Source organism: Pseudomonas sp. GW821-FHT02B10 (assembly GCF_059421865.1).
On the sequence record NZ_JBWKVU010000001.1, the window covers coordinates 396,715 to 413,690 of the forward strand.

Genomic DNA, 16,976 nt, shown 5'->3' on the forward strand with positions numbered 1-16,976 from the left:
CATGCGTGTCGTGACCATCGCGGGCAAGCCTCGTTCCTACGAACCTGTACAACCCGTAGGAGCGAGGCTTGCCCGCGATGCCGGTCAGTGCTTGAACATCACATGGCGCACGACGGTGTAGTCCTCCAGCCCGTACAGGGACATGTCCTTGCCGTAGCCGGAGAGCTTCTGCCCGCCGTGGGGCATTTCGCTGACCAGCATGAAGTGGGTGTTGACCCAGGTGCAGCCGTATTGCAGGCGCGCCGAGAGGCGGTGGGCGCGGCCGACATCGGCGGTCCACACCGAGGAAGCCAGGCCGTACTCCGAGTCGTTGGCCCAGCCCAGGACCTGGGCCTCGTCGGCGAAGCGGGTGACCGAGACCACCGGCCCGAACACTTCGCGGCGGACGATTTCGTCGTCTTGCCGGGCGTCGGCCAGCACCGTCGGTTCGAAGAAGAAGCCGTTGCCGTCCACCGCCTTGCCGCCAGTGACCAGGCGGATGTGCGGCTGGGCGATGGCGCGCTCGACGAACCCGGCCACCCGGTCGCGGTGCTGGGCGCTGATCAGTGGGCCCAGTTCGGTGCCCGGGTCGCCCTGCAGGCCGTACTGGATGCTGGCGACCGCCGCGCCGAGCTTCTCGACGAAGCGCTCATAGATACCCTCCTGGGCATAGATGCGGCAGGCAGCGGTGCAATCCTGGCCGGCGTTGTAGAAACCGAAGGTGCGGATGCCTTCCACGGCGGCGTCGATGTCGGCGTCGTCGAAGATGATCACCGGTGCCTTGCCGCCCAGTTCCATGTGCAGGCGTTTGACGCTGTCGGCGGTGCTGGAAATGATGTTCGAGCCGGTGGCGATGGAGCCGGTGAGCGACACCATGCGCACCTTCGGATGGGTCACCAGCGGTTGGCCCACGGTGGCGCCGCGGCCGAAGACCAGGTTCAGCACGCCGGCGGGAAAGATCGCCGCCGCCAGTTCGGCCAGGCGCAGGGCGGTCAGCGGGGTCTGCTCCGAGGGCTTGAGCACCACGGTATTGCCGGCGGCCAGGGCCGGGGCGATTTTCCAGGCGACCATCATCAGCGGGTAGTTCCACGGCGCGATGGAGGCGATCACCCCCACAGGGTCGCGACGGATCATCGAGGTGTGCCCCGGCAGGTATTCGCCGCCGGCCGAACCGCTGAGGCAGCGGCTGGCGCCGGCGAAGAAACGGAACACGTCGGCAATCGCCGGGATCTCGTCGTTCAAGGCCGCGCTCAGCGGCTTGCCGCAGTTGTCCGACTCCAGCCGGGCCAGCTCCTCGCCATGGGCTTCGATGCTGTCGGCCAGCTTGAGCAACAGCAGCGAACGTTCTTTCGGCACGGTTTGCGACCAGCTCTGGAACGCCGCGTCGGCGGCGCGCACCGCGGCATCGACCTGGGCTTCGCTGGCCTCGTTGATTTCCACCAGCACCTTGCCCAGCGCGGGGTTGAATACCGGCTGGGCAGGGCCTTCGCCGCTGACCAGTTGGCCGTTGATCAAGAGTTTGGTTTGCATGGCTGTTCTCCTGAAATATCTGTTGGATGTTCTGCGATCTGTAGCCGCTGCCGCAGGCTGCGATAAGGCCGAAGGCCTTCAGCGAACCGGAGGGCGCCACGACCCTGCGGGTCGATCGCAGCCTGCGGCAGCGGCTACAGGGTTATTTCCCGCCGCTGCCTGCCACGCTCTCGCCGCCGCGGGTCAGGTAATAGGCGCCGAGGATCGGCAGCATGGTCACCAGCATCACCAGCATGGCGACGACGTTGGTCACCGGTACGTCCCGCGGCCGGCTGAGCTGGTTGAGCAGCCACAGCGGCAGGGTGCGTTCATGGCCGGCGGTGAAGGTGGTGACGATGATTTCGTCGAACGACAGGGCGAACGCCAGCATGCCGCCGGCCAGCAACGCCGAGCCGAGGTTCGGCAGGATGATGTAGCGGAAGGTCTGCCAGCCGTCGGCGCCCAGGTCCATCGAGGCTTCGATCAGGCTGTGGGAGGTGCGGCGCAGGCGGGCGATCACGTTGTTGTAGACAATCACCACGCAGAAGGTCGCGTGGCCGACGATGATGGTGAACATCCCCGGCTCGATCCCCAATGTCTTGAAGGTTGCCAGCAAGGCGATGCCGGTGATGATCCCGGGCAGGGCGATGGGCAGGATCAGCATCAGCGAAATCCCCTGTTTGCCGAAGAAGTCCCGCCGGTACAGCGCCGCCGAGGCCAGGGTGCCGAGGACCATGGCGATCAGGGTGGCGATGGCGGCGATCTGCAACGACAGTTTGATGGCCTCGAGCACGTCAGGGCGGGCGAAGGCCACGCTGAACCACTTCAGGGTGAAGCCCTGGGGCGGAAAGCTGAAGGCTGCGTCTTCGGTATTGAAGGCGTAGAGGAAGATGATCAGGATCGGGAAATGCAGGAACAGCAGCCCGCCCCACGCGGCAAGGCGCAGGCCCAACGAGGCGTGTTCTCCATGCTTGGCTGAGTCAGAGTGCATCGAAGGCCCCCAGGCGTTTGACGATGGACAGGTAAATGGCGATCAGCACGATCGGCACCAGGGTGAAGGCGGCGGCCATCGGCATGTTGCCGATCGCCCCTTGCTGGGCGTAGACCATGCTGCCGACGAAGTAGCCGGGTGGGCCCACCAGCTGCGGCACGATAAAGTCGCCCAGGGTCAGGGAGAAGGTGAAGATCGAGCCGGCGGCGATGCCCGGCACCGACAGCGGCAGGATCACCTGCATGAAGGTCTGGCGCGGCTTGGCGCCGAGGTCGGCGGAGGCTTGCAGCAAGGACGGCGGCAGGCGTTCCAGGGAGGCCTGGATCGGCAGGATCATGAACGGCAGCCAGATGTAGACGAACACCATGAAGCGCCCCAGGTGTGAGGTCGACAGGGTGCTGCCGCCGACCCCGGGAATCCCCAGGATGAACTGCAACAGCGGCTCCAGACCCAGGTGCTGGACGAACCACTGGGCCACGCCGCCCTTGGCCAGCAGCAGGGTCCAGGCGTAGGCCTTGACGATGTAGCTGGCCCACATCGGCAGCATCACCGCGATGTAGAAGAACGCCTTGGTCTTGCCGCTGGTGTAGCGCGCCATGTAGTAGGCGATGGGGAAGGCGACCACGGCGCTGGCGAGCGATACGGCGATGGCCATGCTCAGGGTGCGCAGGATGATGTCGAAGTTCGACGGTTGGAACAGCGCGGCGAAGTTGGCCAGGGTCAGGTCCGGGGTGACCGCCATGGTGAAGTCGTCGAAGGTGTAGAAGCCCTGCCAGAGCAGGATCAGCAAGGAGCCCAGGTAAATCGCGCCGAACCAGAGCAGCGGCGGCACCAGCAGCAGCGCCAGGTACAGGTTCGGCCGTCGGTACAGCAGGTTGGAAAAGCGCCGCAGCGGCGAGCCGCCGGGGCTTTGGGAAATGATCGCCAGGGTGTTCATGTCACACCCCGCTCGCCAGGGTATCGGCCAGCGGGATCATCGCTGCGCGGGCCCAGCGCGCGCTGAGGCGTTGCCCGGTCTGGTGCTGGGCGCCGCTGTCCAGCCATTGGTCGTTGGCCCGGCTGATGCTGAGGGTCTGGCCGTTGTCCAGTTGCAGTTCGTAGCGGGTGGCGCTGCCCTGGTACTGGATATCGTGCAGCAGGCCGCTGACTTCGATCTCATGGCTGGGCAGCGGGCCTTCGGCGAAACGCACATGTTCCGGGCGGATCGAGAAGGGCCGCTGGCTGCCGCTCAGGCGTTCGGCCAGTTCGCCGCGAATCACGTTGGAGGTGCCGACGAACTCGGCGACGAAGGTGGTGGCCGGTTTCATGTACAGGTTGCGCGGGCTGTCGACCTGCTCGATGCGGCCCTTGTTGAACACCGCCACGCGGTCGGACATCGACAGGGCTTCGGTCTGGTCGTGGGTGACGAAGATGAAGGTGATGCCGAGCTGGCGCTGCAGCTTCTTCAGTTCGCCCTGCATCTGTTCGCGCAGCTTCAGGTCCAGCGCCCCCAGGGGTTCGTCCAGCAGCAGGACCCGCGGCCGATTGACCAGCGCCCGGGCCAGGGCCACGCGCTGGCGCTGGCCGCCGGACAGCTGCACCGGCTTGCGCTCGCCGTAGCCTTGCAGGGCGACCATGGCCAGGGCCTCTTCGGCGCGCTTGAGGCGTTCGGCCTTGGCGACGCCTTTGACTTTCAGGCCGTAGGCCACGTTGTCGCGCACGTTCATATGGGGAAACAGCGCGTAATCCTGGAACACGGTGTTGACGTCGCGCTGGTAGGGCGGCAACCCGGTGGCTTCGGCCCCGTGGATGTGGATCGAGCCGGCGCTCGGCTGTTCGAAACCGGCGATCAGGCGCAGGCAGGTGGTCTTGCCCGAGCCGGAAGGGCCGAGCATGGAAAAGAACTCGCCGTCCTGGATATCGATGGACACCCGGTCAACGGCTTTCACCTCGCCAAACTGCCGGGAAACGTTGGTGAACTGGACTGCAAGCGTCATGGTGCGGTGCTCCGGGAAAGCGCGGAATCAGGTTTGGCGAAGAGCGCAGGAACCTGTAGCCGCTGCCGAAGGCTGCGATCGACCCCGAAGGGGGCGCAGGATCTTGAGATCGCTGAAGGCCTTCGGCCTTATCGCAGCCTGCGGCAGCGGCTACAGGGAACTCACCTGCCGCCCATGATTGCGATGTAATCCTGGGTCCAGCGGCTGTACGGCACGAACTTGCCGCCCTCGGCCTGCGGGGTTTTCCAGAAGGCGATCTTGTCGAACTGGTCGAAGCCGTTGGTCTTGCAGCCCTCGGCGCCCAGCAGTTGGCTTTCCTGGCAGGCCGCCGGCACGGCTGGCAGCGAGCCGAACCAGGCGGCGACATCGCCCTGGACCTTCGGCGTGAGCGACCAGTCCATCCACTTGTAGGCACAGTTGGGGTGCTTGGCCTCGCTGTGCAGCATGGTGGTGTCGGCCCAGCCGGTGGCCCCTTCCTTGGGAATGGTCGAGGCGATTGGCTGTTTCTCGTTGATCAGGCCGTTGACCTGATACGGCCAGGAGCTGGCGGCGACCACGCCTTCGTTCTTGAAGTCGCTCATCTGTACCGTGGTGTCGTGCCAGTAGCGGTGGATCAGCGGCTGCTGGGCGCGCAGCAGGTCGAGCACCGCCTTGTACTGGGCTTCGGTCAGTTCGTAGGGGTTCTGGATCCCCAGTTCCGGTTTCGCGCTCTTGAGGTACAGCGCGGCATCGGCGATGTAGATCGGCCCGTCATAGGCCTGCACGCGGCCCTTGTTGGGCTTGCCGTCCGGCAGGTTCTGCGCGTCGAACAGCACGCTCCAGCTGGTCGGTGCCTGCTTGAAGACGGTGGTGTTGTACATCAGCACGTTCGGGCCCCACTGGTAGGGCGTGCCGTAGGTCTGCTTGTCGACCACGTACCAGGGCGCGTCCTTGAGGCGCGGGTCGAGGTTTTTCCAGTTGGGAATCAGCGCGGTGTTGATTGGCTGCACGCGCTTGCCGACGATCAGCCGCAGGGAGGCGTCGCCGGACGCGGTGACCAGGTCGTAGCCGCCCTTGGCCATCAGGCTGACCATCTCGTCGGAGGTGCCCGCGGTCTTGACGTTGACCTTGCAACCGGTCTCCTTCTCGAAGCCGGTGACCCAGTCGTAATTCTTGTCGCTTTCGCCACGTTCGATGTAGCCGGGCCAGGCCACGATATCCAGCTGGCCTTCGCCGGCACCGACGGCCTTGAGCGGTTCGGCGGCCTGGAGGCTGGCGCTGGCCAGCAGGGCGGTGGTGATTGCACTGAGCAGTGCGGTCTTGTGCACGAACATGGGGAAACCCTCTTCTTCAAATTATGGTCGGGGCAGTTGTGAACGTGATGGAGCGCGCCCTAAGGGCTTGTTATCAGCTTAGTGCCGTTATTCCAGGTCATTGCCGTGGCGGGCCATGATGTGGCGCACCACGCTGTAGTCCTGCAGCGAATCGCTGGACAGGTCCTTGCCGTAGCCGGAGCGTTTCAAGCCGCCGTGGGGCATTTCGCTGGCCAGCATGAAATGGCTGTTGATCCAGGTGCAGCCGTATTGCAGGCGGGCTGCCACCTGCATGGCTTTGTCCAGGTTCTGGGTCCAGACCGATGAGGCCAGGCCGTATTCCGAGTCGTTGGCCCAGTCCACCGCCTGCGCCAGTTCGTCGAAACGGGTGACGGTGACCACCGGGCCGAACACTTCGCGCTGGACGATTTCATCCTGCTGCCGACAGCCGGCCAGCAGGGTCGGCTGGTAATAGAAGCCGGCGCCCGAATGCACCGCCGCGCCGGTCACCCGTTCGATATGCGGCTGGCCCAGGGCGCGTTCGACGAAGCTGGCCACGCGGTCGCGCTGGCGAGTGCTGATCAGCGGGCCGATCTCGTTGTCGGCATCGCGCTTGCCGGCGAACCGCAGGCTGCTCACGGCGGCGCCCAGTTCGGCCACCAGACGGTCATGGATCCCGCCCTGGGCATAGATCCGGCAGGCCGCGGTGCAGTCCTGCCCGGCGTTGTAATAGCCGTAGTTGCGCACGCCCTCGACCACGGCCTGCAGGTCGGCGTCGTTGCAGACGATCACCGGGGCCTTGCCGCCCAGTTCCAGGTGCGTGCGTTTCAGGGTTTTCGAGGCGGCCTGGAGGATCTTCTGCCCGGTGACGATATCGCCGGTCAGCGACACCATGCGTACCTTGGGGTGGCTGACCAGGTGGCTGCCCACGCCTTCGCCACCGCCGCAGACAATGTTCAGCACGCCGCGCGGCAGCAGTTCGGCCAGGGTCGGCGCCAGGGCCAGGATCGACAGCGGGGTATGCTCCGACGGCTTGAACACCAGGGTATTGCCAGCGGCCAGGGCCGGGGCGATCTTCCAGGCGGCCATCATGATCGGGTAGTTCCACGGCGCGATGGACGCCACCACGCCGATAGGGTCGCGCCGCACCATGCTGGTGTAGCCCGGCAGGTACTCGCCGGCGAGCTGGCCAGTCTGGCAGCGCACGGCACCGGCGAAAAAACGGAACACGTCGACGGTGGCGCCCAGATCGTCCTGGCGTGCCAGGTGCAGCGGCTTGCCGCAGTTCAGCGATTCCAGGCGAGCCAGGTGGTCGGCCTGCTTTTCCACGGCATCGGCAATCGCCAGGAGGATGTTCGAGCGTTGCTGGGGCGTAGTGCGCGACCAGTCGGTAAAGGCGCGGTGGGCAGCGAGGATCGCGCCTTCCACCTGTTCGCTGCTGGCCTCGGCGATCCGGGTCAGCACTTCGCCGGTGGCCGGGTTGAGGATCGGCTCGACAAGCCCTTGGCCGGCGACCAATTCGCCATCGATCAACAAAGCGGTGGACAACGGAGTCTGCGCGCCAGCCATTTTCCGGGTTCTCTTTTCTTGTATGGCCATGGTGCTCTCCAGTGACGGAGGCCCGGCCCTCTCTGGACGGATGATCAGAGACTAGTGGCGGGGCCGGTGCTCGACAAATACCAAATACTGAATGCGGCGTTCGATTAAATAGATGGCTTGCGCCCGCCGTGGGGCTGTTCACGAGCCACGGTCAGGAACGGGTCGACCAACGCCGGGCGCGCCGTGCCCCGGCGCCAGGCCAGGCCGACATCGAGGGTCTGGCTGAGGTCGGCGATGGGCCGGGCCTCGATGATGTCGCCCTCCAGCGACCAGGGGCGATAGGTCATGTCCGGCTGGATCGACACCCCAAGCCCGGCCGCCACCAGGCTGCGCACCGCTTCCGTGGAGGCGGTGCGCAGGGTGATGCGTGGTTGCAGGCCGGCGCCGGACCACAGGCGCTGGGCATTGCGGTCCATTTCATCGACGTTGAGCTGGATCAGCGGCTCGCGAGCGACATCCGCCAGGCTGATGCTGTCGTGTTCCAGCAGCGGGTGCTGGGCGGGCAGCCACAGGCGGTGGGGGGAGTGGGTCAGCACTTCGGTCTGCAGGGCGTGGCGGTCCTCGAGATTGGAGAGGATCAATACCCCGACGTCGATTTCGCCGCTGACCAACAAGTGCTCGATGTAGGGGCGCTCATCCTCCATCACGCGGATTTCCACATTGGGGTAGGCGCGCTGGAAACGTGTGAGCAAGTCCGCCAGGTAGTAACCGGCGACCAGGCTGGTCACGCCGACGATCAACTGGCCGGCCACCTGGTCGGTGCTCTGTTGCAGGCTGCGCTTGGCATTGTCGACCGTGGCCAGGATCAGGTGCGCCTGGCGCAGGAACTGGTGGCCCTGGTGAGTCAGGGTCATGCCCTTGGCATGGCGGTTGAACAGGTTGACGCCGATTTCCTGTTCGAGCTGCTGGATCGCCAGGGTCAGAGTCGACTGGGAAATGAACACCGCCTGGGCGGCGGACGAGATCGAGCCGGTCTCGGCCACGGCGATAAAGTGACGGATCTGGCGCAAGGTCATCATGGGCAATCACCGGTCAGGCGGTTTTATCGATTTTTTCGAGTGTATATCTTTTTAATCGAAGGGCTGCCCAGGCATACGACCGAGCCTGGCGAAGCAACATCTGGAAGCACACTCGAGCCCAGGATCGGGGCACTTCGATCTAGGCTGGTGGCCTTATTGATTCGATCAACTCAAGTTGCTGGAGGTTTGGATGAACACCCGTGGATTGCTCGATCAATTGCTCAGGTCTGGCCAGGACCTGTTGCAGAATAAGGCCGGGGCGCAGCAGAACAAGGCATCCGCTGCCGACAAGGGCGCGCTGGGCGGGTTGCTCGGTGGCGGTTCCGGCGGGCTCGGCAGCCTGTTGTCCGGTGCTGGCGGCGGGGCGTTGGCGGCCGGCGCCATGGGCCTGCTGCTGGGCAATAAAAAAGCCCGCAAATTCGGCGGCAAGGCGCTGACCTATGGCGGCCTGGCGGCGCTGGGCGTGATCGCCTACAAGGCCTACGGCAACTGGCAGGCGCAGCAGGCCGGCGCGCCGAAAAGCGAGCCGCAGACCCTCGACCGCCTGCCCGCGCAACAGGTCGAACAACACAGCCAGGCGATCCTCAAGGCGCTGGTGGCCGCGGCCAAGGCCGATGGCCATATCGACGAGCGCGAGCGCGCCCTGATCGAAGGTGAGTTCACCCGGCTGGACAACGATCAGGAGCTGCAGCACTGGCTGCACGCCGAACTCAACAAACCCCTGGACCCGGCGGATGTGGCGCGGGCCGCCGGGACGCCGGAAATGGCCGCGGAAATGTACGTCGCCAGCGTGATGCTGGTGGACGAGGAAAACTTCATGGAAAAGGCCTATCTGGATGAGCTGGCGCGTCAACTCAAGCTGGAGCCGGGGTTGAAACTCGAACTGGAAAAACAGGTGCGCCAGGCCAATCTTTGACGCCAGTCGGGCGTGCGCTGGAGAAAGCTTCGCACGCCCTCTTTGATGGCAGAAATGCCCTCTGCTTGTGCCGGATCATCACTGGCGGCGCTCGAGTCATCTGGCGGAAAGTAGCCCTCCAGAGCGGACCCTGCCTTTCGCTCTGAGTGAGACGTGGTGCGCAATACGCTGATAAATGATGGCACGCCCTCGGCTATACTCCCCACCATTTGAATGGCCCCGAGGACTGACTGTGAAGAACTGGACGTTGCGCCAACGCATTTTGGCGAGCTTTGCGGTGATTATCACCATCATGCTGCTGATGGTCATAGCCTCGTACTCCCGTTTGTTGAAGATCGAGGCCGGCGAAGACCGCATGCGCTCCGATGCCATTCCCGGGGTCTATTTCAGTTCGATGATTCGCGGTTCGTGGGTCGACAGTTTCCTGCATACCCAGGAAATCATCGGTCTGAACGAAGGCAAGGGCGTCAGTGCCAAGGATGAGGCCGATTTCAAAAGCTTCGAGCAACGCCTGCAGAAATACATGGCCAGCTACAAGGACACGCTTCGCGGTGAGACCGACCAGCTGGAGTTCGACGAGTTTGAAAAACGCCATCAGGAATTTCTCAAGATCCAGGCCATGGTCCTGGATCTGCATCGGCGTAATCAGGAAGCCGAGGCTGTCCGCGTGTTCCATGACCAGTTGACGCCCACCTGGATCGCCGGTCGGATGAAACTCAACGACATTATCGACGAGAACAAGGGGGTCGCCGATTCGGCCGCCTTGCAGATCGACGATGCGGTGGCCGCGGCTAAAGTCACCATGGGCGTTTCCCTGCTGGTGGCGGTGCTGGCGGCGGGCCTGTGTGGCCTGTTGCTGATGCGCGCGATCATGGCGCCGATGAACCGTATCGTGAAGATCCTCGACGTCATGCGCACGGGCGATCTGACCAGCCGCCTGAACCTGGAGCGCAAGGACGAATTCGGCGCCGTGGAAACCGGCTTCAACGACATGATGACCGAGCTCAACTCCCTGGTGTCCCAGGCGCAGCGTTCCTCGGTCCAGGTCACCACCTCGGTCACCGAGATCGCCGCCACCTCCAAGCAGCAACAGGCGACCGCTACCGAGACCGCGGCGACCACCACCGAAATCGGTGCGACCTCCCGGGAAATCGCGGCCACCTCTCGCGATCTGGTGCGCACCATGACCGAAGTCTCCACCGCCGCCGACCAGGCTTCGGTGCTGGCCGGCTCCGGCCAGCAGGGCCTGGCGCGGATGGAAGAAACCATGCATTCGGTGATGGGCGCGGCCGACCTGGTCAACGCCAAGCTGGCGATCCTCAATGAGAAGGCCGGCAACATCAACCAGGTGGTAGTGACCATCGTCAAGGTCGCCGACCAGACCAACCTGCTGTCGCTCAATGCCGCGATCGAAGCCGAGAAAGCCGGCGAGTACGGGCGCGGCTTTTCCGTGGTAGCCACTGAGGTGCGGCGCCTGGCGGACCAGACCGCGGTCGCCACCTACGATATCGAGCAAATGGTCCGGGAGATCCAGTCGGCGGTCTCGGCCGGGGTCATGGGCATGGACAAGTTCTCCGAAGAAGTGCGCCGCGGCATGGCCGAGGTGCAGCAGGTCGGCGAGCAGCTGTCGCAGATCATCCATCAGGTCCAGGCCCTGGCGCCGCGGGTGTTGATGGTCAACGAGGGCATGCAGGCCCAGGCCACCGGTGCCGAGCAGATCAACCACGCCCTGGTGCAACTGGGCGATGCCAGCAGCCAGACCGTCGAGTCGCTGCGCCAGGCCAGTTTCGCCATCGATGAACTGAGCCAGGTGGCGGTGGGGCTGCGCAGCGGCGTCTCGCGTTTCAAAGTCTGATGAACGAGCTCGCAGCGAAAGGCGGCGCAGGGACGGCGACGAAAGACACGCTGTTCCTGGTGTTCCGCATCGGTACCGAACGTTACGCCTTGCAGGCCATCGAGGTGGTCGAGGTATTGCCGCGCCTGCAACTCAAGCCGATTCCCCGGGCGCCGTCCTGGGTGGCCGGAGTCTTCGCCCATCGCGGCGCGGTGGTGCCGGTGCTCGACCTGAGTGCCCTGACCTTTGGCGAGCCGGCGCAGGAGCGCACCAGCACCCGCCTGGTGCTGGTGCATTACCGCCCGCAGGCGGCGCAGCCCGCGCAGTTGCTGGGGCTGATCCTCGAGCAGGCCACTGACACCCTGCGTTGCAACCCGCAGGACTTCAAGGCCTACGGCCTGGATAACCGCAATGCGCCGTACCTGGGCCCGGTCTACGAAGACGCCCAGGGCCTGCTGCAATGGGTGCGTGTCGACGATCTGCTGGATGCCGAGGTGCGTGCGCTGCTGTTTCCCTCGCCGCCGCTGGATCCGGCGTTGCTCGGGGAGTCGTCATGAGCAGCGACCAGCGATTTTTCGATTTTCTCAAGGAGCGCATCGGTCTCGATGTGGCCTCGGTGGGCCCGGCGATCATCGAGCGCGCGGTGCGCCAGCGCAGCATCGCCCAGCAGGCGCCCAGCGCCGATCATTACTGGCAGACCCTGCAAGGCTCGCGGGATGAACAGCAGGCCCTGATCGAAGCGGTGATCGTTCCGGAAACCTGGTTCTTCCGTTACCCGGAATCCTTTGCGACCCTGGCCAAACTCGCTCGTTCGCGGCTTGCCGAACTCAAGGGCATGCGCGCCTTGCGCATCCTCAGCCTGCCGTGTTCCACCGGCGAGGAGCCGTACTCGATTGCCATGGCCCTGTTCGATGCCGGGCTGGCCCCTCATCAGTTCAAGGTCGAGGGGTTCGATGTCAGCCCGCTGTCGGTCGAGCGGGCCAGGCAGGCGGTGTACGGCAAGAACTCCTTTCGCGGCCAGCACAGCGATTTTCGCGAACGGCATTTCACCGCCGAAGATGAGCGCTACAGCCTCAGCGAGCGGGTGCGCGAGCAGGTGCGCCTGCAGGTCGGCAATCTGCTGGACCCGACCTTGCTGGCCAATGAGCCGCCCTACGATTTTGTCTTCTGTCGCAACCTGCTGATCTATTTCGATCAGCCGACCCAGCGCCAGGTGTTCGAAGTGCTCAAGCGCCTGACGCATGTCGACGGCGTGCTGTTCATCGGCCCGGCCGAAGGCAGCCTGCTGGGTCGCCTGGGCATGCGCTCGATCGGCATTGCCCAGTCCTTTGCCTTCAGCCGGCATAATGAACCCGAGCCCGAACCCGCGCCGGCCTTTGTCCCAAGCGCATTGCCGGCGCGCCAGCCGGTGCGCGGCATCGCGCCTCCCGTGCGCAGCCGACCGTTCTCCAGTGCCGCCGTGGCGAGCCAACGCCCCGCGCCGACCAGGCCGGCCAGCGATGCCACGACGTTGCTGGCGAGCATCGCGGCCCTGGCCAACGAAGGCAAAAGCGCAGAGGCCCGGGTGGCTTGCGAGCATTACCTGGACACCCACGAGCCGGTGGCGCAGGTGTTCTATTGGCTGGGGCTGCTCAGCGACGTGGCGGGCAGCGCCCTGGAAGCCCAGGGTTTCTATCGCAAGGCCCTGTACCTGGATCCGCAGCACGCCGAAGCGCTGGCGCACCTGGCCGCCTTGCTGGCTTCCCAGGGAGACGTCGCCGGTGCCCGTCGATTGCAGGAGCGCGCGGCCCGCAGCGGCCGTGCAGCAGACAGTGAGCGTAAATCATGAGCGGCTCTGTTTCGTTGAACGTGACCCACGAAGATGCGCAGGCCATCGACGATTGCTGGAACCGTATCGGTATCCACGGCGACAAGAGTTGCCCGTTGCTGGCCGGGCATGTGCATTGCCGCAATTGCTCGGTGTATTCCGCCGCGGCCACCCGCCTGCTCGACCGCTATGCGCTGCAGCAGGAGCGCCATGAGCAAGCGGTCGAGGCCGATACGGATGTCGTCACCCGTTCGTTATTGATGTTCCGCCTGGGCGAGGAATGGCTGGGCATTGCCACCCGTTGCCTGGTGGAAGTGGCGCCGCTGCAGCCGATCCATTCCTTGCCGCACCAGCGCTCGCGGCCCTTGCTGGGCGTGGCGAATGTGCGTGGCGCACTGGTGGCCTGCCTGTCGTTGGTGGAGCTACTGGGGCTGGACACCACCAGCACGGTCGTGTCGGGGGCGCGGGTGATTCCGCGGATGCTGATCATCGCCGCCCAGGGCGGTCCGGTGGTGGTGCCGGTGGACGAGGTGGAGGGCATCCATGCCATCGACGAGCGCACCCTGGACGCCGCCGCGGTTTCCGGTCAGCAGGCCAGTGCCAAGTACACCCGTGGCGTCCTGCAATGGAAGGGCCGTAGCCTGCGTTGGCTGGATGAAGAGCAGTTGCTGTCCGCCGTGACCCGGAGCCTGACATGACCCCCGATCAAATGCGCGACGCCTCGCTGCTCGAACTCTTCAGCCTGGAAGCCGAAGCCCAGACCCAGGTGCTCAGTGCCGGCCTGCTGGCGCTGGAGCGCAATCCGACCCAGGCCGACCAGCTGGAAGCCTGCATGCGCGCCGCCCACTCGCTCAAGGGCGCGGCGCGGATCGTCGGGGTCGACGCCGGGGTCAGCGTGGCCCATGTGATGGAAGATTGCCTGGTCAGCGCCCAGGAAGGGCGGCTGTACCTGCGGCCCGAACATATCGATGCGCTGCTGCAGGGCACCGATTTCCTGATGCGCATCGCCACGCCGGGCAGCGAGGTCAGTGAGCAGGACATTGCCGCCTATGTGGCGCTCATGGAGCAGTTGGTCGGCTCGCCGGGCGCGGCGCCTGCGGGCGTTGTCCTGCCCCGGATCGAGCCGCACCTGCCGCCCATGGCCGAGCTGCAAATGCAGGCTCCGCGGGTCGAACCCGAACCACAGGTCCCGCCGTTCGAGATGCCGCAGGAGGTATTGCAGGAAACGCTGCAAGAGACAGCCGCGGCGATTACGCACAAGGGCAAGAAGCTCGCCGAGGGGGGCGAACGGGTGTTGCGGGTCACGGCCGAACGCCTGAACAGCCTGCTCGACCTGTCGAGCAAGTCGCTGGTGGAAACCCAGCGCCTGAAGCCCTACCTGGCGGCCCTGCAGCGCCTCAAGCGCCTGCAGAGCAACGGCCTGCGCGCTTTGGAAAACCTCAATGGGCATCTCAAGGAGCAGGTGCTGGGCCTGGAGGCCCTCGAAGCCCTGGAAGATGCGCGACGCCTGCTGGCGGAGTCCCAGCAGGTGCTGACGGAGAAAACCGCCGAGCTGGATGAATTCGGCTGGCAGGCCAGCCAGCGCGCCCAGGTGCTCTACGACACCGCGCTGGCCTGTCGCATGCGGCCGTTCGCCGATGTGCTGGTGGGCCAGGTGCGGATGGTTCGCGACCTGGGGCGCAGCCTGGGCAAGCAGGTTCGCCTGGAGGTCGAGGGCGAGAAGACCCAGGTCGATCGCGACGTGCTGGAAAAACTCGAGGCGCCGCTGACCCACCTGCTGCGCAACGCGGTCGATCATGGCATCGAAACGCCCGAACAGCGGCTGCTGGCGGGCAAGCCGGCCGAGGGCCTGATTCGCCTGCGCGCTTCCCACCAGGCCGGGCTGCTGGTGCTGGAGCTGAGCGATGACGGTAATGGCGTCGACCTGGAACGGGTGCGCCAGAGCATCGTCGAGCGCCAGTTGTCCCCCGCCGAGACTGCTGCCCAGTTGAGCGAAGAAGAGCTGCTGACCTTCCTGTTCCTGCCGGGCTTCAGCCTGCGGGACAAGGTCACCGAGGTCTCCGGGCGCGGTGTCGGCCTGGACGCGGTGCAGCACATGGTGCGCCAGTTGCGTGGCGCGGTGCAGCTGGAGCAGGTGGCGGGGCAGGGCAGTCGTTTCCACCTCGAAGTGCCGCTGACCCTGTCGGTGGTGCGCAGCCTGGTGGTGGAGGTCGGCGAAGAGGCCTATGCCTTCCCGCTGGCGCATATCGAACGCATGTGCGACCTGGAGCCCGACGACATTGTCCAGCTGGAAGGGCGCCAGCATTTCTGGCACGAAGGCCGCCACGTCGGCCTGGTCGCGGCCAGCCAGTTGCTGCAACGCCCGGCGGGGCAGAACAATGAGTCCACGCTCAAGGTCGTGGTGATTCGCGAGCGCGACGCGGTCTACGGCGTGGCGGTCGAGCGTTTCATCGGCGAGCGGACCCTGGTGGTGCTGCCGCTGGACGACCGCCTGGGCAAGGTCCAGGACATTTCCGCCGGAGCCTTGCTCGATGACGGCTCCGTGGTGTTGATCGTCGACGTCGAGGACATGCTGCGTTCGGTGGACAAGCTGCTCAATACCGGCCGCCTGGAACGCATTGCCCGGCACAATCGCCATCAGGCCGAGACGGCGCGCAAGCGCATCCTGGTGGTCGACGACTCGCTCACCGTGCGTGAGCTGCAACGCAAGCTTTTACTCAACCGTGGTTATGACGTAGCGGTCGCCGTCGACGGCATGGATGGCTGGAACGCCTTGCGTTCGGAAGACTTCGACCTGCTGATCACCGACATCGATATGCCCCGAATGGATGGGATTGAATTGGTCACACTCCTGCGCCGTGACAATCGCCTGCAGTCGTTGCCGGTGATGGTGGTTTCCTACAAGGATCGCGAAGAGGACCGGCGCCGTGGACTGGATGCCGGGGCCGACTATTATCTAGCCAAAGCCAGTTTCCATGATGACGCCCTGCTGGATGCGGTGGTGGAGCTGATTGGAGGAGCGCGGGCATGAAAATCGCGATCGTCAATGACATGCCCATGGCCGTGGAGGCCCTGCGCCGGGCCTTGGCTTTCGAACCCGCGCACGAAGTGGTGTGGGTCGCGACCAATGGCGCCGAGGCGGTCGAGTACTGCGCCCAGCTAACGCCCGACCTGATCCTGATGGACCTGATCATGCCGGTGATGGACGGCGTGGAGGCGACCCGCCGGATCATGGCCGAAACCCCTTGCGCTATCGTGATCGTCACGGTGGACCGCCAGCAGAACGTGCATCGAGTGTTCGAGGCCATGGGGCATGGCGCGCTGGACGTGGTCGATACACCGGCCCTGGGGGCCGGCAATGCGCAGGAAGCGGCGGCGCCTTTACTGCGCAAGATCCTCAATATCGGCTGGCTGATCGGCCAGCAGCGCGGCAACCGCGTGCGTTCGGTACCGGTGCCGATGCGCACCATGGCGCAACGCCAGGGCCTGGTGGCGATCGGTTCGTCCGCCGGTGGCCCGGCGGCGCTGGAAGTGTTGCTCAAGGGGCTGCCCGCCCATTTCCCGGCCGCCATCGTGTTGGTGCAGCACGTCGACCAGGTGTTCGCCGCGGGCATGGCCGAATGGCTGAGCAGCGCCTCCGGGCTCAAGGTGCGCCTGGCCCGCGAAGGCGAGCCACCGCAGAGCGGTACGGTTCTGCTGGCCGGGACCAACCACCATATCCGGCTGTTGAAGAACGGCACCCTGGCCTACACCGCCGAGCCGGTAAACGAGATCTATCGGCCATCGATCGATGTGTTTTTTGAAAGTGTCGCCAATTACTGGAACGGCGATGCGGTCGGCGTACTGCTGACCGGCATGGGCCGCGATGGCGCTCAGGGCCTGAAACTGATGCGCGACCAGGGTTATCTGACCATCGCCCAGGACCAGGAGAGTAGTGCGGTGTATGGCATGCCCAAGGCGGCCGCTGCCATCGACGCTGCCGTAGAGATTCGCCCACTGGACAAGATCGCTCCACGATTGCTGGAGATATTTGCCAAATGACCGACAAACGCAG

At 65.1% G+C, this 16,976-nt stretch carries 14 protein-coding genes; 7 read left to right on the forward strand and 7 right to left on the reverse strand.

Going from position 1 to position 16,976, the window contains the following annotated elements:
- Positions 1-84: 84 nt before the first annotated feature.
- From AC07VU_RS01780 to AC07VU_RS01810, 7 genes are all read right to left on the reverse strand, one after another.
- Positions 85-1,509, reverse strand: a complete 1,425-nt coding sequence (locus AC07VU_RS01780) for a gamma-aminobutyraldehyde dehydrogenase (protein WP_274305629.1) — start codon at positions 1,507-1,509, stop codon at positions 85-87.
- Between the two features lie 142 nt (positions 1,510-1,651).
- Positions 1,652-2,479 carry an ABC transporter permease gene (locus tag AC07VU_RS01785; RefSeq protein WP_274305630.1) on the reverse strand — a complete coding sequence of 276 codons (828 nt, stop codon included), beginning with the start codon at positions 2,477-2,479 and terminating at the stop codon, positions 1,652-1,654.
- Positions 2,469-3,416 (reverse strand): ABC transporter permease, encoded by a 948-nt coding sequence (locus tag AC07VU_RS01790; RefSeq protein WP_495029452.1) that lies wholly within the window; start codon positions 3,414-3,416, stop codon positions 2,469-2,471. The genes AC07VU_RS01785 and AC07VU_RS01790 overlap by 11 nt, the downstream gene beginning before the upstream one ends.
- 1 nt (position 3,417) lies before the next feature.
- Positions 3,418-4,455, reverse strand: coding sequence for an ABC transporter ATP-binding protein (locus tag AC07VU_RS01795; protein WP_053259762.1), 1,038 nt, complete (start codon positions 4,453-4,455; stop codon positions 3,418-3,420).
- A gap of 161 nt (positions 4,456-4,616) precedes the next feature.
- The gene (gene ydcS, locus AC07VU_RS01800; protein ID WP_009042344.1) at positions 4,617-5,768 is read right to left on the reverse strand and encodes a putative ABC transporter substrate-binding protein YdcS; all 1,152 of its coding nucleotides are present in this window, start codon (positions 5,766-5,768) and stop codon (positions 4,617-4,619) included.
- Between the two features lie 87 nt (positions 5,769-5,855).
- Positions 5,856-7,346: a gamma-aminobutyraldehyde dehydrogenase gene (locus AC07VU_RS01805; protein ID WP_081002215.1), complete on the reverse strand. Its 1,491-nt coding sequence runs from the start codon at positions 7,344-7,346 to the stop codon at positions 5,856-5,858.
- A gap of 104 nt (positions 7,347-7,450) precedes the next feature.
- The gene (locus AC07VU_RS01810; protein ID WP_037035125.1) at positions 7,451-8,365 is read right to left on the reverse strand and encodes a LysR family transcriptional regulator; all 915 of its coding nucleotides are present in this window, start codon (positions 8,363-8,365) and stop codon (positions 7,451-7,453) included.
- A 190-nt stretch (positions 8,366-8,555) separates the two neighbouring features.
- Between AC07VU_RS01810 and AC07VU_RS01815 the strand changes: the two genes are divergently transcribed.
- The 7 genes from AC07VU_RS01815 to AC07VU_RS01845 all read left to right on the forward strand — a co-directional run bounded on the left by AC07VU_RS01815 (position 8,556) and on the right by AC07VU_RS01845 (position 16,963).
- Positions 8,556-9,281 (forward strand): tellurite resistance TerB family protein, encoded by a 726-nt coding sequence (locus tag AC07VU_RS01815; RefSeq protein ID WP_274305633.1) that lies wholly within the window; start codon positions 8,556-8,558, stop codon positions 9,279-9,281.
- 232 nt (positions 9,282-9,513) lie between these two features.
- The gene (locus tag AC07VU_RS01820) at positions 9,514-11,136 is read left to right on the forward strand and encodes a methyl-accepting chemotaxis protein (protein WP_277587957.1); all 1,623 of its coding nucleotides are present in this window, start codon (positions 9,514-9,516) and stop codon (positions 11,134-11,136) included.
- Positions 11,136-11,672 (forward strand): chemotaxis protein CheW, encoded by a 537-nt coding sequence (locus AC07VU_RS01825; RefSeq protein WP_495029453.1) that lies wholly within the window; start codon positions 11,136-11,138, stop codon positions 11,670-11,672. The genes AC07VU_RS01820 and AC07VU_RS01825 overlap by 1 nt, the downstream gene beginning before the upstream one ends.
- Positions 11,669-12,943, forward strand: a complete 1,275-nt coding sequence (locus tag AC07VU_RS01830; RefSeq protein ID WP_277587958.1) for a CheR family methyltransferase — start codon at positions 11,669-11,671, stop codon at positions 12,941-12,943. Before AC07VU_RS01825 ends, AC07VU_RS01830 begins: the two co-directional genes overlap by 4 nt.
- Positions 12,940-13,620 (forward strand): chemotaxis protein CheW, encoded by a 681-nt coding sequence (locus AC07VU_RS01835; RefSeq protein WP_274305636.1) that lies wholly within the window; start codon positions 12,940-12,942, stop codon positions 13,618-13,620. The genes AC07VU_RS01830 and AC07VU_RS01835 overlap by 4 nt, the downstream gene beginning before the upstream one ends.
- Positions 13,617-15,953, forward strand: a complete 2,337-nt coding sequence (locus AC07VU_RS01840) for a hybrid sensor histidine kinase/response regulator (protein WP_277587959.1) — start codon at positions 13,617-13,619, stop codon at positions 15,951-15,953. Before AC07VU_RS01835 ends, AC07VU_RS01840 begins: the two co-directional genes overlap by 4 nt.
- Positions 15,950-16,963, forward strand: a complete 1,014-nt coding sequence (locus tag AC07VU_RS01845; protein ID WP_274305638.1) for a chemotaxis response regulator protein-glutamate methylesterase — start codon at positions 15,950-15,952, stop codon at positions 16,961-16,963. The genes AC07VU_RS01840 and AC07VU_RS01845 overlap by 4 nt, the downstream gene beginning before the upstream one ends.
- Positions 16,964-16,976 lie beyond the last annotated feature (13 nt).